At 74.6% G+C, this 20,892-nt stretch carries 18 protein-coding genes and 1 pseudogene; 8 read left to right on the forward strand and 11 right to left on the reverse strand.

All coding sequences use genetic code 11. From position 1 onward, the window contains the following. Positions 1-7: 7 nt before the first annotated feature. Positions 8-868 (reverse strand): helix-turn-helix transcriptional regulator, encoded by an 861-nt coding sequence (locus tag KPF47_RS22505; RefSeq protein ID WP_308015459.1) that lies wholly within the window; start codon positions 866-868, stop codon positions 8-10. 102 nt (positions 869-970) lie between these two features. Here KPF47_RS22505 and KPF47_RS22510 point away from each other — a divergent pair, with 102 nt between their 5' ends. Together KPF47_RS22510 and KPF47_RS22515 are read left to right on the forward strand one after the other, a co-directional pair. Beyond that, a complete protein-coding gene (locus KPF47_RS22510; protein WP_224390836.1) occupies positions 971-1,957 on the forward strand; it encodes an aldo/keto reductase in 987 nt (328 codons plus the stop codon). A gap of 47 nt (positions 1,958-2,004) precedes the next feature. Then, positions 2,005-2,637, forward strand: a complete 633-nt coding sequence (locus KPF47_RS22515) for a flavin reductase family protein (RefSeq protein ID WP_224390837.1) — start codon at positions 2,005-2,007, stop codon at positions 2,635-2,637. 13 nt (positions 2,638-2,650) lie between these two features. Here KPF47_RS22515 and KPF47_RS22520 read toward each other — a convergent pair whose 3' ends face one another. Beyond that, positions 2,651-4,348 carry an AMP-binding protein gene (locus KPF47_RS22520; RefSeq protein WP_224390838.1) on the reverse strand — a complete coding sequence of 566 codons (1,698 nt, stop codon included), beginning with the start codon at positions 4,346-4,348 and terminating at the stop codon, positions 2,651-2,653. 227 nt (positions 4,349-4,575) lie between these two features. On the opposite strand from KPF47_RS22520, the gene KPF47_RS22525 reads away from it, so the two are divergent. Then, positions 4,576-5,226 (forward strand): hypothetical protein, encoded by a 651-nt coding sequence (locus KPF47_RS22525; protein WP_224390839.1) that lies wholly within the window; start codon positions 4,576-4,578, stop codon positions 5,224-5,226. 295 nt (positions 5,227-5,521) lie between these two features. Next, a complete protein-coding gene (locus KPF47_RS22530; protein ID WP_224390840.1) occupies positions 5,522-5,947 on the forward strand; it encodes an SsgA family sporulation/cell division regulator in 426 nt (141 codons plus the stop codon). Between the two features lie 67 nt (positions 5,948-6,014). Here the strand turns inward: KPF47_RS22530 and KPF47_RS22535 are convergent, their stop codons facing one another. Continuing rightward, on the reverse strand, positions 6,015-6,554 hold the full coding sequence (locus KPF47_RS22535) for a DUF5709 domain-containing protein (RefSeq protein WP_224390841.1): 540 nt from the start codon (positions 6,552-6,554) through the stop codon (positions 6,015-6,017). A 312-nt stretch (positions 6,555-6,866) separates the two neighbouring features. Between KPF47_RS22535 and KPF47_RS22540 the strand changes: the two genes are divergently transcribed. Then, a complete protein-coding gene (locus tag KPF47_RS22540; protein ID WP_224390842.1) occupies positions 6,867-7,451 on the forward strand; it encodes a TetR/AcrR family transcriptional regulator in 585 nt (194 codons plus the stop codon). Here the strand turns inward: KPF47_RS22540 and KPF47_RS22545 are convergent. The 4 genes from KPF47_RS22545 to cobF form a co-directional block, all read right to left on the reverse strand. After that, positions 7,397-8,425: an SDR family NAD(P)-dependent oxidoreductase gene (locus KPF47_RS22545; RefSeq protein ID WP_224390843.1), complete on the reverse strand. Its 1,029-nt coding sequence runs from the start codon at positions 8,423-8,425 to the stop codon at positions 7,397-7,399. The genes KPF47_RS22540 and KPF47_RS22545 overlap by 55 nt on opposite strands. 40 nt (positions 8,426-8,465) lie before the next feature. After that, positions 8,466-10,256 (reverse strand): hypothetical protein, encoded by a 1,791-nt coding sequence (locus KPF47_RS22550; protein WP_224390844.1) that lies wholly within the window; start codon positions 10,254-10,256, stop codon positions 8,466-8,468. Between the two features lie 403 nt (positions 10,257-10,659). After that, the gene (locus KPF47_RS22555) at positions 10,660-11,076 is read right to left on the reverse strand and encodes an SRPBCC family protein (protein ID WP_308015460.1); all 417 of its coding nucleotides are present in this window, start codon (positions 11,074-11,076) and stop codon (positions 10,660-10,662) included. Continuing rightward, complete coding sequence (cobF, locus tag KPF47_RS22560) at positions 11,009-12,007, reverse strand: precorrin-6A synthase (deacetylating) (protein WP_308015461.1); 999 nt, start codon at positions 12,005-12,007, stop codon at positions 11,009-11,011. Before cobF ends, KPF47_RS22555 begins: the two co-directional genes overlap by 68 nt. A 207-nt stretch (positions 12,008-12,214) precedes the next feature. On the opposite strand from cobF, the gene KPF47_RS22565 reads away from it, so the two are divergent. Further along, positions 12,215-13,417, forward strand: coding sequence for a glycosyltransferase family 4 protein (locus KPF47_RS22565; RefSeq protein WP_224390846.1), 1,203 nt, complete (start codon positions 12,215-12,217; stop codon positions 13,415-13,417). A 73-nt stretch (positions 13,418-13,490) separates the two neighbouring features. Here the strand turns inward: KPF47_RS22565 and KPF47_RS22570 are convergent, their stop codons facing one another. From KPF47_RS22570 to KPF47_RS22590, 4 genes and pseudogenes are all read right to left on the reverse strand, one after another. Beyond that, positions 13,491-14,261 (reverse strand): fumarylacetoacetate hydrolase family protein, encoded by a 771-nt coding sequence (locus KPF47_RS22570; RefSeq protein ID WP_224390847.1) that lies wholly within the window; start codon positions 14,259-14,261, stop codon positions 13,491-13,493. A 4-nt stretch (positions 14,262-14,265) separates the two neighbouring features. Continuing rightward, on the reverse strand, positions 14,266-16,896 hold the full coding sequence (locus tag KPF47_RS22575; RefSeq protein ID WP_308015462.1) for an FAD-linked oxidase C-terminal domain-containing protein: 2,631 nt from the start codon (positions 16,894-16,896) through the stop codon (positions 14,266-14,268). Between the two features lie 94 nt (positions 16,897-16,990). Continuing rightward, positions 16,991-17,218, reverse strand: a pseudogene (locus KPF47_RS40355) (hypothetical protein); the annotation flags it as partial. 46 nt (positions 17,219-17,264) lie between these two features. Next, positions 17,265-18,431: an alanine--glyoxylate aminotransferase family protein gene (locus KPF47_RS22590; protein ID WP_224390848.1), complete on the reverse strand. Its 1,167-nt coding sequence runs from the start codon at positions 18,429-18,431 to the stop codon at positions 17,265-17,267. A 278-nt stretch (positions 18,432-18,709) separates the two neighbouring features. Here KPF47_RS22590 and KPF47_RS22595 point away from each other — a divergent pair, with 278 nt between their 5' ends. Next, positions 18,710-20,086 (forward strand): SLC13 family permease, encoded by a 1,377-nt coding sequence (locus KPF47_RS22595; RefSeq protein ID WP_224390849.1) that lies wholly within the window; start codon positions 18,710-18,712, stop codon positions 20,084-20,086. A gap of 34 nt (positions 20,087-20,120) precedes the next feature. After that, a complete protein-coding gene (locus tag KPF47_RS22600) occupies positions 20,121-20,879 on the forward strand; it encodes an IclR family transcriptional regulator (protein WP_224390850.1) in 759 nt (252 codons plus the stop codon). The last annotated feature ends 13 nt before the right edge of the window (positions 20,880-20,892 follow it).

Below are 20,892 nucleotides of genomic sequence, written 5' to 3' on the forward strand. Positions count from 1 at the left end.
ACCTAGGTCACCGGGCGTCCGTCCGGTGCCGGCCCGGTCGGGAACTCCTGCACGCCGAGCACGCGCAGCAGCTCGAGCCGCTCGCGGGTCTCGTCGTCGGCCGGGTGAGCACGACCAGGTGCTGGCCGAGGTCGGGTGTCACGAGGGTCTCGCAGTCCATCACCAGCGCGCCGACCCGCGGGTGCAGCAGCGTCTTGCGGTCGGCCCGGCGGACGGCGACCTCGTGTTCGGCCCACAGCTCGCGGAACTCGGCGCTGGCGGCGGTCAGCCGTGCGACGAGCCGCTCGAGCACCGGGTCCCCCGCCCGCCGCCCGGCCACCGCCCGCAGGTCCGCGACGACCTGGCGGGAGTGGCGCAGCTGCTCCTGCGGCGGGTGGCCGGCACGCTGGTCGGGCCGGGTGAACCAGCGGTGGGCGAGGTAGCGGTCGTCACCGGTGAACCCGGTCTGCTCCCCGGCGACCACTCGCGACATCGCGTTCTGGGCCAGGACCTCCCCCAGGTCGGAGATCACCATCGCCGGCGTGGCCGGCAGCAGGTCGAGCAGGCGCAGCAGCCCGGCGCGAGCGAGCCGGGCCACCCCCTCCCCCGGAGCGGGCCGGTGCCCGGCCAGGCGGAAGAGGTGGTCGCGCTCGTCGTCGGTCAGGCACAGGGCCCGGGCCAGCGCGGCGAGCAGCTGGGTCGACGGCCGGCTGCTGCGCCCCTGCTCGAGGCGCACGACGTAGTCGACCGACATCCCCGCCAACATCGCCACCTCCTCCCGGCGCAGGCCGGTGGCCCGCCGGCGCGGCCCCGCCGCGATGCCGACCTCGCCCGGGCGGACCGACTCCCGCCGGCGACGCAGGAAGTCCGCGAGCTGTTCACGTTGCACCCTGCCATGGTCCCCGCGCGCAGGCCGCCCGGCCAGGGAGCGCCGCTCCCACGATCGACGCTCCGCTCCCGCTGCCGGCCGGTGCGGCGCACGCTGGCTCCCATGCAGACACGCACCCTCGGCACCACCGGCCCCACCGTCTCCGCCCTCGGCCTGGGCGCCATGAGCATGTCCGGTCCCTACGGCCACGCCGACCGTGCGGAGGCCGTCGCGACCGTGCACGCCGCGCTCGACGCCGGCGTCACGCTGATCGACACCGGCGACTTCTACGGCATGGGCCACAACGAGCTGCTGCTCGCCGAGGCGCGGCGCGGGCGCGACCGCGACGACTACGTCCTGTCGGTGAAGTTCGGCGGGCTCGGCGGCCCGGGCCTGCCACCGCTGACCCAGGACTGCCGCCCGGTCGCGGTGAAGAACTTCCTCGCGTACTCCCTGACCCGCCTCGGCGTGGACCACGTCGACGTCTACCGCCCGGCCCGGCTCGACCCGCAGGTCCCGATCGAGGACACCGTGGGCGCGATCAGCGAGATGATCGACGCCGGGTACGTCCGCCACCTCGGGCTGTCCGAGGTGGACGCCGCCACCGTCCGCCGGGCGCACGCCGTGCACCCGGTCGCCGACCTGCAGATCGAGTACTCGCTGATCTCCCGCGCCGTCGAGGCCGAGGTCCTGCCCACGCTGCGTGAGCTGGGCATCGGCCTCACCGCCTACGGTGTCCTGGCCCGCGGGCTGCTCTCCGGTCACTACGAGCCCGGCAGGCCCGGGGACGCCCGCGCCCGCAGCCCGCGTTTCAGCGGGGAGAACCTGACGCACAACCTGGGCCTGGTCGAGACGCTGCGCTCGCTGGCGGCGGAGCGCGGGGTCACCGTGGCCCAGCTCGTGATCGCCTGGGTCGCCGCGCAGGGCGACGACGTGGTCCCGCTCGTCGGCGCCCGTACCCGGGAGCGGCTGGCCGAGGCGGTGCCCGCCGCCGACCTCGACCTGGGCCCGGCGGACCTCGCCGCGATCACCGACGCGCTGCCGGCGGGCTCCGCACGCGGGGACCGCTACCCGTCGGCGTTCATGGGGGCGCTCGGCGTGGGGAACTGACCCCTCGCGGTGGGCGGGCACGCGGCGGGCCGGGGAGGATCAGGGGCATGCGCACGGACATCGTCCCCGAGGAGATGGGCAGCGGCCCGTTCTACAAGCTCCTGACCAGCGTCGTCGTCCCCCGGCCGATCGCGTGGGTCTCCACCCGCTCGGCCGACGGCGTCGACAACCTCGCCCCGCACTCGTTCTTCACGGTGTCCTGCGTGGACCCGCCCATGATCCAGTTCACATCGGTCGGGAAGAAGGACTCGCTGCGCAACGTCTCGCAGACCCGCGAGTTCGTCGTCTGCCTGGCGAACGAGCCGATGTTCGAGCGGATCAACGCGACGGGCACGGACTTCCCCTCCGGGATCAGCGAGTTCGCCTCGGTGGGGCTGACCGCCGAGGCGTCCTCGGTCGTGGCGCCGCCGCGGGTCGCCGAGTCACCGGTGGCGCTGGAGTGCGTGCTGCACGCGAACATCGAGCTCGGCAACTCGACCGTCGTCATCGGCCGGGTCGTGCACGCCGCGATCGACGAGAGCGTGTTCGTCACCGACGAGCGCGGCAACTCCCTGCCCGACGTCCGCCGGCTCGCCCCGCTGGCCCGCCTGGGCCGCAACGAGTGGTCCCGGCTGGGCGAGATCCTGGAGATCACCCGCATCCCCTACCAGCAGTGGCCGGGTCACTTCGACGAGCGGTGACCCGGCCCGCCGGTCAGAGGGTGTACTCGGTGGGCGGCGTCGCGGCGGGGTCGGCGTGGATCTCGCCCTCCCGGCCGCGCAGCTCCACCCGGCGGATCTTCCCGGAGATCGTCTTCGGGAGCTCGAAGAACTCGAGGCGGCGGATCCGCTTGTAGGGGGCGAGGTTGTCGTAGGCGAACCGTAGGATCGCGGTGGCCGTCTCCTCGGTCGGCTCGTGTCCCTTCGCGAGCACGACGTAGGCCTTCGGGACGGCCAGACGCACCGGGTCCGGGGACGGCACGACCGCGGCCTCGGCGACGGCCGGGTGCCCGATCAGCACGCTCTCCAGCTCGAACGGGCTGATCCGGTAGTCGCTGGCCTTGAACACGTCGTCGGCGCGGCCGACGTAGGTGATGTAGCCCGCCTCGTCACGGGAGCCGACGTCGCCGGTGTGGTAGTACCCGCCGGCCATGGCCTCGGCGTTGCGCTCCGGGTCGTCGGCGTAGCCGACCATCAGCCCGGTCGGGCGGTGGTCGAGGTCCAGGCAGATCTCGCCCTCGTCGGAGACCTGGCCGGTGGCCGGGTCGACCAGCGCGACGACGAACCCGGGGATGGGCCTGCCCATCGAGCCCGGCTTGACCGGTTGCCCGGGCGGGTTGCCGATCTGCACCGACGACTCGGTCTGACCGAACCCGTCGCGGATGCGCAGGCCCCAGGCCTTCTCGACCTGCTCGATGACCTCGGGGTTGAGCGGCTCACCCGCCCCGACGACCTTCGTGGGCGGGGTCGCCAGACCGGACAGGTCGGCCTGGATGAGCATCCGCCACACCGTCGGCGGCGCGCAGAAGCTGGTCACACCGCAGGAGTCCAGGACCGACAGGACGGACTCGGCGTCGAACCGGGCGTAGTTCATGACGAGCACGGTCGCCTCGGCGATCCACGGCGCGAACACGTTCGACCAGGCGTGCTTGGCCCAGCCGGGCGAGGAGATGTTCAGGTGCACGTCGCCGGGCTCGAGCCCGATCCAGTACATCGTCGACAGGTGCCCCACCGGGTAGGACGTGTGGGTGTGCTCCACGAGCTTGGGCTTGGCCGTGGTGCCGGAGGTGAAGTACAGCAGCAGCGTGTCCGACGCCTTCGTCACCCCGTCCGGGGTGAACCCGGCGGGCGCCGAGTAGGCCTCACCGGTGTAGTCGCGCCAGCCCGCGACCGCGCCGCGGACCGCGATCCGGGTGTAGTCGCCGTCGACGGCGTCGAACTTCGCGGCGTCCGCCGCACCCACGACGACGTGCCTCGCGCGCCCGCGGTCCACCCGGTCCTGCAGGTCGGCGGGGGTGAGCAGGGTCGTCGCGGGGATGACGACGGCGCCGAGCTTCATCGCAGCCAGCAGGGTCTCCCACAGCTCCAGCTGGTTGCCGAGCATCAGGATGATCCGGTCGCCGCGGGCGACACCCTGCTCACGCAGCCAGTTCGCGACCCGGTTCGACCGCTCCGACAGCTCGGCCCACGTCCAGTGCGCCTGCGAGCCGTCCTGCTCGACGATCCACAGGGCCTTCCGGGCACCCCGCTGCGGGTCCGCCGCGACGGCGTCGAAGTGGTCGAGCGCGAAGTTGAACTCGTCGAGCTCCGGCCAGCGGAAGTCGCGGTAGGCCGTGTCGTAGTCCTCGCGGTGGGTCAGCAGGAAGTCGCGGGCGGCGAGGAACGTCTCCGTCGCCGGGCTGCCGGTCGCCATGGGGTGCACCTCGGTGGGCTCGTGCGGGGGGCCCGTGCCCCGGGCCCGTCGTGCGGGGCCGCCGGTGCGGCCGTACCGCGACCCTAGTCACTCCGCCGGTGGGTCGGCAGGGTCCGCACCGCGCGCCGCCGGCCCGCCCCGCGCACGGTGACGATGCGGGGCCGATCACGCGATGGTGGCGGCGAGGTCGGCCGTCCCGGGTGGGCCGGTGATCGTAGGGTGCCCGCGTGAGCGTGCCGAACCTGCCGAAGGTGACGACCCCCGACGTGTCGGTGTCCCGCCTGCGCGTGGGCCGGTACGGACCGCGGCTCCTGCTGCGCGGGCTGCTCGTGGGGCTCGCCCTGGTGGTCCTCGTGCTGTTGCTGGCCGGCTGTGGCAACGGCGAGCTGCCCGCGTCGTGGCGCACACGGTCGCCGGCCCCGACGACGTCGCCGTCGGCCACCCCGACGCCCACACCGACCCTCTCACCCTCCCCGACCCGCACCGCGGACCCGTCGCGCACGACCGACGCGCCGGCACCCGCGCCGGGACGCGGCGGCGCCGACGGCGGCGGGACGGGAACGGGCCGGACCGGGGCCCCCGGGGCGGCCGCGGCGCCGTCCCCGATGTGGCCCGCGGGCGACGCGGCCACCGCGAGGCGGATGCAGCAGCAGTCCGACGCCGGGGGCGACCCGTGGCTGCTCGACCCGGAGGAGGTCACGATCTCCTACGTCGGCAGCGAGCTCGGCTACCGCAACCCCACCGTCACCCGCCTCGGCGACGGCGTCTACGCCGCCACCGACGGCCGGTCCGCGCAGCGCGCGACGGTCCGGCTCACCCAGCCCGTCCGCTCCGGCACCGGCGGGATCTGGGTGGTCGACCGCGTCGACCGCAGCTGACATTCCGTCGCCGCGCGCCCGCCGACGACCGGGACCGCGCCGCCGCGGCGGGACCGCACCCCGGTCACGGCACGTCACCCCGCGTGACCGCATGCGGTCTCACACGGCGACCGACTCCGGTGCCCGCCTCGCGTTACACCCTGTGCGCGCCTTGGGTACCGTGAGGTGAATGACAGTTGGCGCGAACGGGTGAAAACCGGCGTCGGGTGCAGCGTCCGGGCCGGTTCCGACGATGTTCCGTGTGAGGCCGTCGCGGTTCCGCGGCGGTCGGGGGGTCCAGGAGAGGCGGAGCACGATGGCCAGCGAGTCGGTCCAGCAGGACGTCTTCACCGTGTTGCACGGGCAGGCGTCGCCGATCGTGAGCCGGTGGGCGTACCGCGCCGCGGACCCGTTCGCGATCTCGTTCTCGGTGCGCCGGTCCTCGGACCGCTGGATCGAGTGGCTGGTCGCCCGTGACCTCGTGATCGAGGGACTGACCACCCCCACCGGCATCGGTGACATCCGGATGGCGCCGCGCCGCATCGACGGCTACAACGTCGTCGAGCTGGAGATCCGTTCCGACGGCGGGTCCGCCGTCCTCGAGGTCGACCGCGACCTGCTGGCCCAGTTCGTCGACTCGACGCTGGAGATCGTCGACCTCGGCGAGGAGCACGACCGCCTCGACATCGACGGTGCGATCGCCCGGCTCACCGGCAGCGCGGCGGGGCCCACCACCCCCTGACCACGACCACGACGAGGGCCCCGGACCGCGGGACGCGGTACCGGGGCCCTCGTGTGTCGGGGGTCGCTCAGCGGTCCTGCTCGACCCACTCCGGGTCGGTCGCGGCGTCCCACTCGGCGTCGGCGGCCGCCTCCTCGGCGTGGTCGGCGTCGCGGGCGAGCTGGTCGCTGACCTCCGGGTCCCCGACCGGGCTCTCGTCGACCACCGGCACGATGCCCTCGTCGACGTCGTGCACGGCGGCCTCCTCGGCGCTGGCCGCGCCGCCGTCGATGCCGACGTCGGTGCCGTCGCCGTCCGCGGCGGGGTCACCGGCGGCCGAGTCGGTGGCGGCGGTGATCCGACCGGTGCGGCCCGGGTCGCCCTCGGGCAGCTCCTCGGGCAGCTCCCGGGCCAGCCGTGCCTCGTGCGACTCGCCCTCCTGCTGGCCCGCGGCGGTGACCGCGTTGTCCTCGACGCCGTAGGGGCGGTCCGGCGGGACGTAGCCGGAGTCCAGCGGGTCGGTGTCCGACGGACCGGTCAGCGCCTCGTCGGTGTCCAACTGCAGGGCCGACGCCATGTCCGGCGCCTCCGGCTGGAACTCGTTCTCGTCACCTGAAGCGGGTGCCATCGGTCGCGGGTCTCCTCGGTGTGCACGTCGTGTGTCGCGGTCGTTCGGGTGTCGCGGTCGCTCGGGTGCCGCGGTCGCTCGGGCGTCGCGGTCGCTCGGGCGTCGCGGTCGTTCGGGCGTCGCGGTCGTTCGGGCGTCGCGGTCGTTCGGGCGTCGCGGTCGTTCGGGCGTCGCGGTCTCTTCGGGGTATCGACGGTGCATACCCCGCGCCGTGCCGCGCCATGCGCCGCCGCCCGGACGCTACGGTCGCCGACACCGGACCCGCCGTGGCCGGCGACCGCAGCACCCACCGCCCCGAAGGAGCACTCCCCCGTGACCGCCGCCCCGTCCGCACGTTCCGGTGACAGCACCCGCAGCGCCCTGCTCGCCGCGGCCGCGGACCTGTTCACCGAGCACGGCTACGACCGCACGTCGGTCCGCGCGATCGCCGAACGGGCCGGGGTGAACCAGGCGCTGCTGTTCCGCTACTTCGGCAGCAAGGACGCCCTGTTCGCCAGGGTCGCCGCCGAGCGCGCGCTCGCCGTCCTGCACGACGGCCCGCCCGAGGAGCTGCTGACCCGGCTGCTGCGGTCCATCCTGGACCGCGCCGAGGGCCCCGAGCGGGACCTGTTCGGGCCCGTCGTGCGGTCGGCGGGGACGTCCGAGGCGGCCGCGGCCGTCCGGGTGGAGCTGGCCGGGGCGTTCACCGAGGCGTTCGCCGCACAGGCCGACGGTGCCGCCGACCGGGCCGACGCCGAGCTGCGCGCCGAGCTGGTGCTGACCTGGCTGCTCGGGCTGAGCCTGGTCCAGCCGCTGCTGCCCGGGGGCGCGGTCGGGCGGGCCGACCCGGACGCCGTCCTGAGTCACGTCACGCGCGCCGCCCGCACCCTGCTGGAGGCACCCGGGCTCAGCCGGTGAGCCGGTCCACCTCGGCGCGGAACCGCTCGCGCTGGGCCGGGGTCTCCCGGGTCCGCGCCAGGTAGTGGGTCGGGCGCGGGGCGCGGTCGTGCCAGAACCGGCCGGTCCCGACCGCCGACGCCGGCGCCGCCGCGAGCCACACCGCGGTGTCCGCCCCCTGGGCCGGTGTGCGGAGCACCGGCCCGACGACCTTGTCGAACAGCGGCAGCGACCCGGTGACGCCCGGGGTGCGTGCCCAGCCCGGGTGCAGGGCGTGCACGGTGACGTGCCGGGGGGGCCAGCTCGTCGGCGAGCAGCCCGGTCAGGACGACCTGCATCCGCTTGGTCCGGGCGTAGGCGGCGGTGCCGCCGTAGTCGCCGGTGCGGAACTGCAGGTCGTCGGCACGCAGCGGCTGGGCGTACATGCCGCCCGAGGACATGATGATCACCCGGGAGTCGGCCCCCGACCGCTCGGCGCCCGCCGCGAGGGTGTCGGCGAGCAGCCGGGTCAGCAGGAGCGGCCCGAGGACGTGCACGGCCAGGGTCAGCTCGTTGCCCTCCGAGGTCTCGCTGCGCTCCGGCGGCAGCAGCCCGGCGTTGTGGACCAGCACGTCCAGCGCGTCGACCTCGGTGGTGAACCGGGTCGCGAACGCCCGGACGTCGGCGAGCTCTCCCAGGTCACAGACCTGCACCGGGAGCCGGTCGCGGGACAGCCCCGGCACCGCGGCGAGGATCCGGTCCTGCGCCGCCACACCCTTGTCCCGGGAACGCACCAGCAGGTGCACCGTCGCGCCGAGCCGGACGAGCCCGGTCGCGATCGCCTCCCCCAGCCCACCGCCCGCGCCGGTCACCAGCGCGGTGCGCCCGGCCAGGGCTCCCCGGGGCGGGTCGGCGCGGGCACCGTTCCACCCCGGGCGCCGCAGGAGGTACCCGATCCGTGAGTAGCCGGGGACCAGGGTGCGGTCGAGGACGGTATCCAGAGCGCTGCCGAGCACGGACCGATCCGACCACAGCACCGCGCCGCCCGCGCGTCGATCAGCCCTGCAGACCCGGACCGGAGACGTAGGGGGTGCCGGGGACGTTCGCCGTCGGGAGCTTCGGGACGGCGTCGGTGACCGGGTCGGCGGTGGAGATCCGCTCCATCGCGCCGCAGCTGGACAGCGAGTACGACAGCGGGTTCACCGGCGGGGCGGTGGCCTTGTCCAAGCCGTGCTCGACCTTGCGGATCGACATGGTGCCGCCGGTCAGCTTGTACATGTTCCCGGACGGGTTGGGCGCCTCCAGGGTGCCGTTGCCGTCCTCGTCGACCTCCCACTCGCCGACGGTCTGGCCCCCGGGCAGCGGGTTGGTGCCGTCGAGGATGCAGGGGTTGTTGTTCGTGGCGCTGGAGGTGGCGCCGTAGAAGAAGGAGACGTAGCGGGCGTCCGGGTCCATGCCGGTCGCGGTGCCGGAGACGGTGTCGGAGTCGACGGTGGCGGTCCCGGCGACCCCGTCGGTGTTCTTCGAGGCCAGGTCGACCTGCGTGGGCCCGTTGCTCGGCCCGCCGACCACACCGGCCACGTCCGGCAGCCCGCCGAGACCGGAGTAGTCCGGCAGCCCGGCCGCCCGCGCGACACCGGACAGGTCCGGCAGCGGGCCGTCCTTGCCGGTCAGCGGGCTGGTGTCGGGCAGGCCCGCGATCTCGTTGAGCCCCTCCAGGGGGCCGCCCGCGGTGAGCCCGGGGACGTCCGGGAGCTCGTCGGTGCTGCCGTCGGTGACACCGGGGACCGACGGGAGCTCCGGCACGACGTCGCCGAGTCCGGTGAGGGTGTCGGTCGGGCCGGCCAGCGGGCTGTTGCCGGTGTCGGTCCCGACGACCGTGCCCACGGCGCCGACGGCGGTGTCGACCAGCGAGCCCGCCTGTCCGGCACCGGGCACCGCGGTGCCGGCCCCGGCCAGGGTCTCCGCCGGATCCGGCAGCGAGGTCAGCGGCTTCGTGGGGGTGTTCAGGTCGACGCCCTTGCCGAGACCGCCCGTGAGGTCGCCGAGACCGGGGACCGCGTCGAGCGGGCCGGTGGAGGGCCCGGCGGTGTCCTTCCCCTCCGCCGCACCGGCCGTGGCCGTGTCCTCACCGGAGCCCGCGTCCTTCCCGGAAGCCGCGTCCTTCCCGGAGCCCGCGGACTTCCCCGAGCTGCCGTCCTCTGCCGAGCCGTCGTCCTCTGCCGAGCCGTCGTCCTCCGCCGAGCCGCCGTCCTTCGCCGAGTTCCCGTTCTTCGCGGAGCTTCCGTCGTTCGCCGAGCCGCCGTCCTTCGCGGAGCCGCCGTCCTTCGCGGAGCCGCCGTCCTTCGCGGAGCCGCCGTCCTTCGCCGAGCTCCCGTCCTTCCCCGAGCCCGCGTCCTTCCCGGAACCCGAGTCCTCGGAGCCCTCGCCCGACCCGGAGCCGTCGCCCGACCCGCCGGAGTCCGAGGAGTCCGCTCCCGCACCGCCCGTCCCCAGCACCGAGCCGACGACGTCCGCGCCGGTCACCAGGTCACCCAGGCCGCCGGAGGAGCCCGACGGACCGGACCCGTCGTCGGAGCACGACCCGCCGGACGAGGTGGTGCCGTCCGGGCAGCCCGCCGAGGTGCCCGAGGAGTCCTCGTCGCCCGACCCCGTGCCGGCGAACGCCGTCCCGGCCGTTCCGCCGGAGGCCAGCAGCAGTGCCGCCAGGGTCGCCGGTGCGGCGATCCGGCGCGTGGTGCCCGCGGACGCGGCGGCGTGCCTGCGCCGCCCGCGGGCGGACCGGCCGGCGGCCACCGCCGCGGCGACGCCGGTGGAACGGTGGCCGGTCCGGGTGTGCTTGCCCATCTCGAGCAGTCCTTCCGCCTCGCCGCGGGCGAGGGTGCTGGGGAGCGGTGGAGGACGGCGCGGGCACCGGCGTGGCCGGGGTGCGGGGGCACCCCTGGGGAGCGGCCGGATCGTGCCGGGTCACCCGGCTCGTCCGGTTCGGGACGGTACGAAAGGGTGCCCGGTCGAGGTTGCTTTCCTGAGAGGGTCACGACCACCCGGTCGATCACGGGTCGGCTCCGGACGCCGAGTGACGGGTCCGCTGGACCGAACGGCGCAGCGATCTACGACGAACACGCTCCGCGTTCTCAGGATCACGGGAGGACCCCGTCGTACAACGAGCGGGCCGCGACGGAGTGACGGGTCGTCGCGGATCCGCCACCGCTCGTGCCACCCGGGGCGTCGCGGGCCCCCGGACGGGGAACTACTGCAGGCGCTCGCGGACGGCGTCGAAGTTGCGCTCCATCCCGGCCCGCCACTCCCGCAGCCTGCCCTCGACGATCCGCTCCTCCTTGTCCGGCCACCGCTCGATCGCCCGGGAGAGACCGGACGGCGCGGGTCCCATCCGGGCCCACTGGCGCAGCTCGGTGCCCTCGCCGTCGGGGGTGAGCTCGAAGCGCCACACGGCCGTGGCCCCGCCGTCGCCACCGGGCTCGACGGTCCACTCGAACAACCGCCCCGGCTCCCACCCCGTCACCGTCGAGACGGTGCTCCACTCCCCGATGGCGTCGTGCCGGTGGTGCCCGTGCAACCGGGCCCCGAGGCCCGGCTCGTCACCCTCGCCCCACGCGGCGCTCTGCATCTCGGTCGAGGCCCCGGCGAGGAAGTCCGGGTCGGTCACCAGAGCCCACACCGCCTCGGGCGGCGCGGCGACCCGGCACCGGGCCTCGGTGGTGGGTCCGTCGGCGTAGCGCATACGACCTCCTCGTCGTCGGTGCCACCGGCCGGTCAGCGCTCGTCGGCACCCCGGCGCAGCAGGTAGGTGTCCATGATCCACCCCTTGCGCTCCCGGCGGCGGCCCGGATGCCGAGGATCTCGTCGGCGACCTCGTCGAGCGGTCCGGCGACCAGCAGCTCGTCGGGCGTACCGAGGTAGGCACCCCAGTAGATGTGCAGCTCGCGACGCTGCTCGACCGGCAGCGTCGCGAAGGCGGTGCGGCCGTCGAGCATCACGACGACGTCGTCGACGTCGGCGGGCATCCCCTCGGCGATCCGGCGCCCGGTGGTGACGAGCACGGGACGGCCGACCCGGTTGAGGATCAGCCGGTGGGCGGCGGCGAGCGCCGCGACGCTGGAGATGCCGGCGACCGACTCCACCGCCCACCCGTCGTCGGTGGAGCCGGTCCCGGCCCCGCCGTCGAGGACCCGGTCGAGCAGGCGCAGCGTGCCGTCGTAGAGGGACGGGTCGCCCCACACCAGGAACGCGCCGGTCGCACCGTCGGCCAGCTCGGCGTCGAGCATCTCGCGGTAGAGCCGGGCGCGGCGGTCCTGCCAGTCGACGACGACGTCGCGGTAGCGCTCGTCGTCGCGCTCGACCGCGGCACCACGGTCGCGGCCCACCTCGGGGGCGGTGACGAGCCGGTAGCCGCCGTCCGGGCGGTGCCGGCGCAGGATCTCGGTGCGCAGGGCGAGGAGGTCGTCCTGCGACCCCCCGCCGTCGAGCCCCTTGTCGATGACGAAGACGACATCGGCCCGTTGCAGGGCGCGGACCGCCTGGAGGGTGAGGTGGTCGGGGTCACCGGCCCCGATCCCGATCACGAGAACCGTGCGCACCGGGGTGACCGTAATGGACCCCGCACGCCCCGCGGCACACCCCCGATCGGCCGCGCACGCCCTCTCCCCCGGCGCGCACGGCACCGGCACCCCCGTCACGCGGCGTCGTCACTCGGTAGTGTCATGGTGACCGGCGAGCCCCGACCGGGTCACCGGCCCACCGCCGACGACCGACCCCGCAGCGCCACCCCGGGAGGCCACGTCACCGTGCCCACCAGCGAGCCCACCAGCGAGCCCGACAGCAGGACCCTGACGATCGGACACCTCGTCGAGTCCCTAGACGACGGCGGCGTCGCCGCCGCACTGGGCGACCTCGCGGCCGCGGGCCCGGACGCCGGGTTCACCGTGGTGGTCGTCGCGCTGACCCCCTCCGGGCGGTCCGCGGTCGCCGGGCGCCTGGCCCGGGCCGGGACACCGCCGGTCGAGCTGAACGTCGCACCGTGGGACCCGCGTGCGGTGCTGAAGGTGCTCGCGGCGCTCCGCGAGCACGACGTGGACCTGGTGCACACCCACGGCGCGCGGCCCGACGTCGTCGGATCGGCGGCCGCGGCCCGGCTGCGGGTGCCCGCGGTCTCCACGCTGCACCACATCCACGAGCACCCAGCCGACCGTGGCGACCACCTCCGCCGGACCGCGAAGACGCTGGCGCGCAAGCGGTTCATGACCCGCACGATCGCGACGTCGGCGCTGCAGCGCGACTGGTACCGCCGCGCCGCCGGGTCCACCGAGGGACTGTCGGTGATCCCGGACGGCGCCGCCGACCCGGGCGAGGGCACCGCCGTGGAGCGTGAGCGGCTGCGCCGCGGCCTCGGTGTCGACGACCACGAGGTCGTCGCCGTCTCGGTCGCGCCGATGCGCCGCGGCCAGGGGCAGGACATGTTGCTCGACGCCGTCGCCGGGATCGGGCCGGACGAGCCGCTGACCGTCGTGCTCGGCGGGGACGGGCCGCTGCGGCCGTGGCTGGAGTCGCGGGTGGCCGCCGACGAGGCGCTGTCCGGGCGGGTGGCGTTCCGGCGCAGCACCGACCCGGTGGCGCTGCTGCGCGCCGCCGACGTGCAGCTTCACACCACCCGGCACGACACGATGCCCCGGATGCTGCTCCTCGGTCACGGTACCGGCACCCCGGTGGTCGCGACCCGGGTCGGCGGGATCCCGGAGATCGTGACCCGGGAGACCGGGCTGCTCGCCCCGGTGGACTCCGCCCGCATCGCCGACGAGCTGGTGCGGCTGACCCGCGACGCCGACCTGCGCGCCCGGCTCGGCGCCGGGGCCCGGCAGCGGTTCCTGGACCGGTTCGAGGCGGCGCCGTGGGCCGCCCGGCTCGGCGAGGTCTACCGCAGCGCCGCCGGGGTCGCGGGCGCGCCCGCCCCCGCCGAGCTGGACACCCCGGAGCCGGTGGGCCGCGGCTGACCCCGGCCCGGCCGGGCCCCGGGAGGGCGCCGACGGCCCGGCCAGGGACCGGGTCCACACCGGGCCGGCCGGGTCAGGACCGCGCGGGTACGGGCCGGTCGGCGATCGGGTTCTCCAGGGCCCCGACACCGTCGATCTCCACGGTGACCCGGTCCCCCGCCGTCATCGGTCCGACCCCGCCGGGGCTCCCGGTGAGCACGACGTCGCCGGGCTGCAGCGTGATCCAGCGGGTCACGTGGGCGAGGATCCGCGCCACGTCGAAGAGCATCGCCCCGGTGTCGGACTCCTGGACGGTGCGGCCGTTGAGCGTGGTCCGCAGCCCCCACGGCCCCGCCCCGGGATCGGTCTCGATCCACGGACCGAGCGGGCAGAAGGTGTCCGCGCTCTTCGCCCGCGCCCACTGCCCGTCGGCGCGGTAGTCGTGCGCGGTGACGTCGTTGGCGCAGGTCAGGCCGAGCACGTGCGCCCAGGCGGCGCGTTCGTCCAGGTCACGGGCCCGGCGGCCGATCACCACCGCGAGCTCGCCCTCGTACTCCAGGCGCTCCACCCCGGCCGGGCGCAGCACCGGCTCCCCCGGCCCGACGACGGCGTTGGGCGCCTTGAGGAACAGGGCGGGCCGCTCCGGGCGCGGGCGTCCCTTCTCGGCGAGCTGGCAGGGGTAGTTGCTCCCGACGCACACGATCGTGCGGGGGTCGCAGGGGGCGAGCAGGGTGAGCCCGGCCAGCCGCCCGGCGACGACTCCCGGGCCGGACGGGCCGAGCTCGCGGACGACGTCGCCGTCGTCGGTGGTCTCCACCCGGCCGGTACGGGGGCCGTGGGGGGTGCCGTAGCGGACCAGTCGCATCCGCTCACACCGTCCCGGCCGGGCCGAGCGCCTCGCGCACCAGCTCCAACGGGTGCCAGGCGGTGCGCCCGGCGCCGTGGAATATCTGCTGGCGGCACGAGACGCCGGTCGCGGCGACCAGGGTGTCGGCGGGCTCGGCGTCGATCGCCGGGAGCAGGCGGTCCCGGCCGACCTCCATCGAGGTCGCATAGTGCTCGGCCTCGAAGCCGAAGGACCCGGCCATCCCGCAGCAGCCGGAGTCGATCTCGGAGACCTCCAGCCCCGGGATGCGGCGCAGCAGGGCGAGCGTCGCCGCGGTCCCGACCTCGGCCTTCTGGTGGCAGTGCCCGTGGTAGACCACCCGCCGCCCGCTCAGCGCGGACCGCTGCGGCAGGACCAGGCGGCCGTCGTCGATCGCCTCCACGAGCAGCTCCTCGACCTGCCGGACCCGCTCGCCCACCGACCGGGCCTCGGCGCTGTCCGGGAGCAGGGCCAGGGTCTCGTCGCGCAGGGTGAACACGCACGACGGCTCGCAGCCGACGATGGGCGCACCGGCCGGGGTGTCCCGGGCGAGCGAGGTGACCAGCCCGGTCGCCTTGCGACGGGCGTCGTCGAGCAGTCCCTTGGACAGGCTGGACCGGCCGCAGCAGCCGCCGCCGGCGAGCTCCACCCGCCACCCGGCGCGTTCCAGCAGGCCGATCGCGGCCCGCCCGATGTGCGGCTCGGTGAAGGTGGTGAACGAGTCGGCGAGCCAGACCACCGTCCCGGACGGCGCGGCGGCCGCCGCGGGGCGGCGGCGCCGGTGCCACCGCAGCAGGTTGTCCCGGTCGAAGCGGGGCAGCGGGCGGCGCGCGGTGATCCCGACCGTCCGTTCGGCGAGCCGGCGCAGCGGCCCGACCCGGCCGGGCAGGTTGGACAGCGGTGCGGTCGCCGACCCGAGCCGGTTGAGCGTGCGGATCGCGCCGAACAGCCGCGAGCGCAGCGGCGTGCCGTGCACCGCGTGCTGCTGGTGCAGCGCCTCGGCCTTGAGCGAGGCCATGTCGACGCCCATCGGGCACTCGCTCTTGCACGCCTTGCACATGAGGCAGAGGTCGAGGATCTCGTGCAGCCGCCCGTCGGCCAGCCCGGCGGCCGGGTCGGGCTCGGACAGCGCCTTGACCAGGGCGTTCGCCCGGCCCCGCGTGGAGTGCTCCTCCTCGAGGGTGACCTGGTAGGACGGGCACATCACCCCGGCCGTGGTCTTGCGGCACAGGCCGATGTTCATGCAGCGGTCGGCGGCGTCGCGCATCCCGGTGGCGCCCGGGCCACCGATCACCTCGAACGACAGCGCGGTGGTCAGCGACGGGGCGGGCGGGAGCGCGTCGCGGTCGCGCAGGTTCTCGGTCATCGACGGCGCGTCGACGATCTTGCCGGGGTTCATGACGTTCCCCGGGTCGAACAGGGCCTTCACCCGGCGCATCGCCTCGTAGAGCTCGTCGCCGAAGATCTCCCGGTTGAACTCCGACCGGGCCAGCCCGTCGCCGTGCTCGGAGGAGTTCACCCCGCCGTACTCGGCGACCAGGGCCTTGACCTGCTCGGCGACCCTGCGCATGGTCGCGACCTGCGCCGGGTCGGTGAGGTCGACGAAGGGGCGGATGTGCAGGCAGCCGACCGAGCAGTGGCCGTAGAACCCCGCCTCCAGCCGGTTCTCCTGGAGGATCGCGGAGAACCGCGCGGTGTACTCGGCGAGGTGTTCGGGGGCCACCGCGGTGTCCTCGACGAACGCCAGCGGCCGCCGGGTGCCCTCGCCCGCGGCCATGAGCAGCCCGAGGCTGGACTTGCGGACCTTCAGCAGGGCGGCCTGCTCGGCGGGGGTGACCAGCTCCAGGGTGTGGTAGCCGTGGCCGTGGCGCCCCCACAGTGCGGCCAGCCCGCGCAGCTTCGCCACCAGCTCGGCCTCGTCGTCGCCGGAGAACGAGACGAACAGCAGCGCCGCGGGGTCGCCGACGAGGTGGTTGCCCAGGTCGGCGTACTCGATCTTGCGACGGGACAGGTCGAGGATGGTCCTGTCCATCATCTCGACCTGGTGCGGGTTGCAGGCGAGCGCGTCGCCGGTGGCCGAGATGGCGCCGTGCACGGTGTCGAAGTGGCCGACGGCGTAGACCGTCCGGGCGGGCTTGGGCACCAGGTCGACGACGGCCCGGGTGACGAGCACCAGCGTGCCCTCGGCGCCGACCACGAACTTCGCCAGGTCGAACGTCCCGGACTCGGCGAAGCCCGCGAGCCGGTCCAGCCGGTAGCCGCAGGCCCGGCGCCAGAACAGCGGCATGCCCGCGGCGATCGCGTCCTCGTTCCCGGTGACCAGGGCGGGGAGCTCGCGGTAGAGCCTGCCCTCCAGGGTGTCCGCGGCGGCGCGGCGGCGGCGTTCGGTCTCGTCGACCGGTTCGAGGCGCGCGGTGGAACCGTCGGACAGCACGACGTCGAGGGCACGGACGTGGTCGATCGTCATGCCGAAGGTCAGCGACCCGCTGCCCGCGGAGTTGTTGCCGATCATGCCGCCGATCGTGGCCCGGTTGCTGGTGGAGGTGTCCGGGCCGAACATCAGCCCGTGCGCGGCCGCGGCCCGGTTGAGCTGGTCCTGGACCACGCCCGCCTCGACGACCGCGGTGCGCGCCACCGAATCGAGCTCGACGATCCGGTGGAGGTGCCGCGACGAGCCCCGGCCCGACGGTCTGCCCGGCGAGGCTGGTGCCCGCACCCCGGCCGACGACCGGGACGCCGAACTCGGCCGCGGTGCGCACGGCCGCGGCGACGTCGTCGTGGGTACGCGGGAAGACCACGCCCAGCGGGGTGATCGCGTACATGCTCGCGTCGCGGGAGAACAGGTGACGGCTGTAGTCGTCGAAGGCGACCTCACCGGCCAGCCGGGACCGGAGCGTCTCCTCCAGGCCCGGGACGGCGACGGCGGGGGTGGTGGGACGGGCCAGCTCGGCGGTCATGGGACGGCGTCCTCTCGCGACGGTGCGGGGGCGGGCGGGGTGGGGGTCAGTCGGCCTGGAGCCGCTGCAGCGCCGCGTCGAGGCCGGAGCGGTCGACCGGCACACCCGCCAGGCCGAGCCCCATTTGGACGCCGGCGAGGGTCCCGGCCAGCGTGAGGTCGTTGAAGGCGCCGAGGTGCCCGATCCGGAAGATCCGGCCCGCCAGGCGGCCGAGACCGGCACCCAGCGACATGTCGAAGCGGTCGAGGATCACCGCGCGGACCTTGTCGGCGTCGACGTCGTCGGGCACGAGCACGGCGGTGAGCGCGCTGGAGTACTCGCGCTCGTCGAGGGCCAGCACCTCCAGGCCCCATGCCCGTACCGCGGACCGGGTGGCCTCGGCGTGGCGGGTGTGGCGGGCGAAGACGTTCTCCAGTCCCTCGTCGTACAGCAGGCGCAGCGCCTCGCGCAGCCCGTACAGGAGGTTGGTGTTCGGGGTGTAGGGGAAGAAGCCGCGCTCGTTGGCGGCGAGCATCGGCCCCCAGTCCCAGAAGGTGCGGGGCATCGTCGCGGTGCGCGAGCGCTCCAGCGCCTTGGCGCTGATCGCGTTGAAGCTCATCCCCGGCGGCAGCATCAGCCCCTTCTGCGAGCCGGCCACCGTCACGTCGACGCCCCACTCGTCGTGCCGGTAGTCGATGGAGCCCAGCGAGGAGATCGTGTCGACCAGCAGCAGGGCGGGGTGGTCGGCGGCGTCCATCGCGGCGCGGATCTCGGCGACCCGGCTGGTGACGCCGGTGGAGGTCTCGTTGTGGACGACGCACACCGCGGCGATCCGGTGGGCGGTGTCGGCGGCGAGCCGCTCGGCGACGACGGCCGGGTCCGCCCCGTGCCGCCAGTCGCCCGGCACGAGGTCCACCTGCAGCCCCAGCCGGCCCGCCATCTCCTGCCACAGCGTGGCGAAGTGCCCGGTCTCGAAGCACAGCACCGTCTCCCCCGGGTCGAGGGTGTTGACCAGCGCCGCCTCCCACGCCCCGGTGCCGGTGGCCGGGTAGATCACGACCGGCCCGGTGGTGCCGAACACCGGCCGGACATCGCGCAGCAGCTCGGCCCCCAGCGCCTGGAAGTCCGGGCCGCGGTGGTCGATCGTCGCGGCCGACATGGCGCGCAGCACCGAGTCCGGCACGTTCGTCGGGCCGGGGATCTGCAGGAAGTGCCGACCGGCTGCGTACGTCATGAGGTCCTCCACGCTCGGTGACCGGTGGTTCCGGATGACGGAATCCGGGTCTCGCGCTGAAGACGGTATACCGTCTACAGTCTGCCGTCGAGAGGGTGCAGCACGGTCCTCCCATCCCCGGCGGGCAGCCACCGGTGCCGCTTGACGGGGATGTGTGACCCTGCTGATACTCCGGATATCGAATTCGTTTTCCGCATTGCGGAGAAGCGGCCCGGCGACGTCGCGCGGACCGCGTCATCAGTTCCTGTCTGCGTCAGTGTCGACCACAGAGGAAAACGATGTCCATCGAACTCATCACCATCGTGGCACTCGCCCTGGTGTTCCTGATAGCGACGATTCTCCCGGTCCACATGGGCGCGCTCGCCTTCGGCGCCGCGTTCGTCGTCGGGACGGCGTTCGTCGGCGAGGACACCGACGACATCGTCGGCGGGTTCCCCGGCGACCTGTTCGTGATCCTCGTGGGCGTGACCCTGCTGTTCGCCATCGCCAAGGGCAACGGGACCGTCGATCGGCTGGTCCAGCTGGCGGTGCGGGCCGTGGGAGGACGGATCGCCCTCATCCCCTGGGTCATGTTCGGCGTCACCGCGGTGCTGACCGCGGTCGGCGCCGTCGTGCCGGCCGCCGTCGCGATCATCGCGCCGATCGGGATGGGATTCGCCCAGCGCTACCGGATCAACCCGATGCTGATGGGTCTGCTCATCATCAACGGTGCGAGTGCCGGTGGTTTCTCGCCGATCAGCATCTTCGGCAGCATCGTGAACGGGGTGGTGGGCCGCAACGGTCTGCCGAGCAACCCGGGACTGCTGTTCCTGTCGTCGTTCGTGTTCAATCTCGCGCTCAGCGTCGTGGTGTTCCTGATGTTCGGCGGTCGGGAGCTCGTCCGCCGTTCCCGCGAGTCGGCCGGCGCGTCCGCCGTGGGCGACGACCGGGTCGCCGTGGCCGCCGAGCCGGGCACCTCGCTCGCACTCGGCGGCGGCGCCGTCCCGCACAACCGGTCACGGACGGTCACCACCGGTCCGGGGTCGGGCGCGGTGGGACCGGGCGGGACCGGCCCGGCGGAGCCGGACGCGGACGAACCGCACCGCCCGCTCGAACGCGACCACGTGTTCACGATCCTGGGGCTGGTCGCGCTGGCCGTCGGCGCGTTGGCGTTCGGGCTCGACGTCGGCTTCACCGCACTGACCGTGGCCGCCGTCCTCTCGGTCATCTCGCCGTCCTCGGCCAAGGCCGCCGTCGGTCAGGTCGCCTGGCCGACGGTGCTGCTGATCTGCGGGATCGTGACGTTCGTGTCGCTGATGGAGCGGGTCGGCACCATCGACTGGCTCGGCAACCTGGTCACGACGATCGGGTCCCCGCTGCTGGCTGCGATCATCATCTGCCTGATCGGCGCGATCGTGTCCGCGTTCGCCTCGACCACCGGCATCCTCGGCGCCCTGATCCCGCTGGCCGTGCCGTTCCTGCTCGCCGGTGACGTGGGCGCGGTCGGGCTGATCATCGCGCTCTCGCTGTCGTCGTCGGTGGTGGACTCCTCACCGTTCTCGACCAGCGGGGCGCTCGTCGTCGCGAACGCGCCGGGCGACCAGACCGACCGCGTGTTCCGTGGGCTGATGATCTGGGGCTTCAGCATGTGCGCGGTGGCACCGCTGCTGAGCTGACTGATCTTCGTCGTCCCCGGCTGGGGCTGATCCGGTGCCGGGAACGGGAGCCGGTCCGGGCGGCGGGGTCCAGTCCGTCGTCCGGGCCTTCCGGATCCTCGACGTGCTGGCCGAGGCGGGCGGGGAGCTGTCGATCAGCGAACTCGCCGAGGCCGTGGACCTGCCCCAGCCCACGATCCACCGGCTCGTCGCGACCCTGCGCGAGCTCGGCCACGCCCACCAGGTGGCCAACCGCCGCTACACCCTCGGGCCCCGCCTTATCGGGCTCGGGGACCGGGCGTCGCGGGTGCTGGGGGTGCGCGCCGGGGACGACCTGCGCGCGGTGGCGGAACGGTTCGGCGAGACCGCCAACATGGCCGTGCTCGACGGCGAGCGCGCCGTCTACACCGCCCAGGTGCCCGGGCCGCACTCGATGCGCACGTTCACCGAGGTCGGGCGGCGGGTGCCGCTGCACAGCACCGGGGTCGGGAAGGCGCTGCTCGCCCAGCTGCCCACCCCGAGGGCCCGGCGGCTGCTGGGCACCACCGGGCTGCCCGCCGCGACCGACCACACCGTCGTCGACCCCGACCGGCTGCTCGACGAGCTCGCCCGCATCCGCCGGGCCGGGTTCGCCGTCGACGCCGAGGAGCAGGAGATCGGCGTGTTCTGCGTGGCCGTCCCGCTCGCCGGTGTGTCCAGCCCCGCGGCGCTGTCGGTGTCCGGCCCGATCCACCGGTTCGGGCCCGACCGGGTCGCCGAGGCGGCCGCGCTGCTGCGGACCGCCGCCGACGGCATCGGTGGGACGCTCGCGTGAGCGCCGCCGGTGC

Source organism: Pseudonocardia sp. ICBG1293 (genome assembly GCF_020131355.1).
Lineage (GTDB): Bacteria > Actinomycetota > Actinomycetes > Mycobacteriales > Pseudonocardiaceae > Pseudonocardia.

What these genes read in the sequence shown, in the direction of transcription:
- KPF47_RS22570 (WP_224390847.1), bottom strand. Translation starts at nt 14,261, where the DNA reads ATGCGACTGGTCCGCTACGGCACCCCCCACGGCCCCCGTACCGGCCGG.
- KPF47_RS22590 (WP_224390848.1), bottom strand. Translation starts at nt 18,431, where the DNA reads ATGACGTACGCAGCCGGTCGGCACTTCCTGCAGATCCCCGGCCCGACG.
- KPF47_RS22595 (WP_224390849.1), top strand. Translation starts at nt 18,710, where the DNA reads ATGTCCATCGAACTCATCACCATCGTGGCACTCGCCCTGGTGTTCCTG.
- KPF47_RS22520 (WP_224390838.1), bottom strand. Translation starts at nt 4,348, where the DNA reads ATGGCGACCGGCAGCCCGGCGACGGAGACGTTCCTCGCCGCCCGCGAC.
- KPF47_RS22550 (WP_224390844.1), bottom strand. Translation starts at nt 10,256, where the DNA reads ATGGGCAAGCACACCCGGACCGGCCACCGTTCCACCGGCGTCGCCGCG.
- KPF47_RS22535 (WP_224390841.1), bottom strand. Translation starts at nt 6,554, where the DNA reads ATGGCACCCGCTTCAGGTGACGAGAACGAGTTCCAGCCGGAGGCGCCG.
- KPF47_RS22530 (WP_224390840.1), top strand. Translation starts at nt 5,522, where the DNA reads ATGGCCAGCGAGTCGGTCCAGCAGGACGTCTTCACCGTGTTGCACGGG.
- KPF47_RS22515 (WP_224390837.1), top strand. Translation starts at nt 2,005, where the DNA reads ATGCGCACGGACATCGTCCCCGAGGAGATGGGCAGCGGCCCGTTCTAC.
- KPF47_RS22510 (WP_224390836.1), top strand. Translation starts at nt 971, where the DNA reads ATGCAGACACGCACCCTCGGCACCACCGGCCCCACCGTCTCCGCCCTC.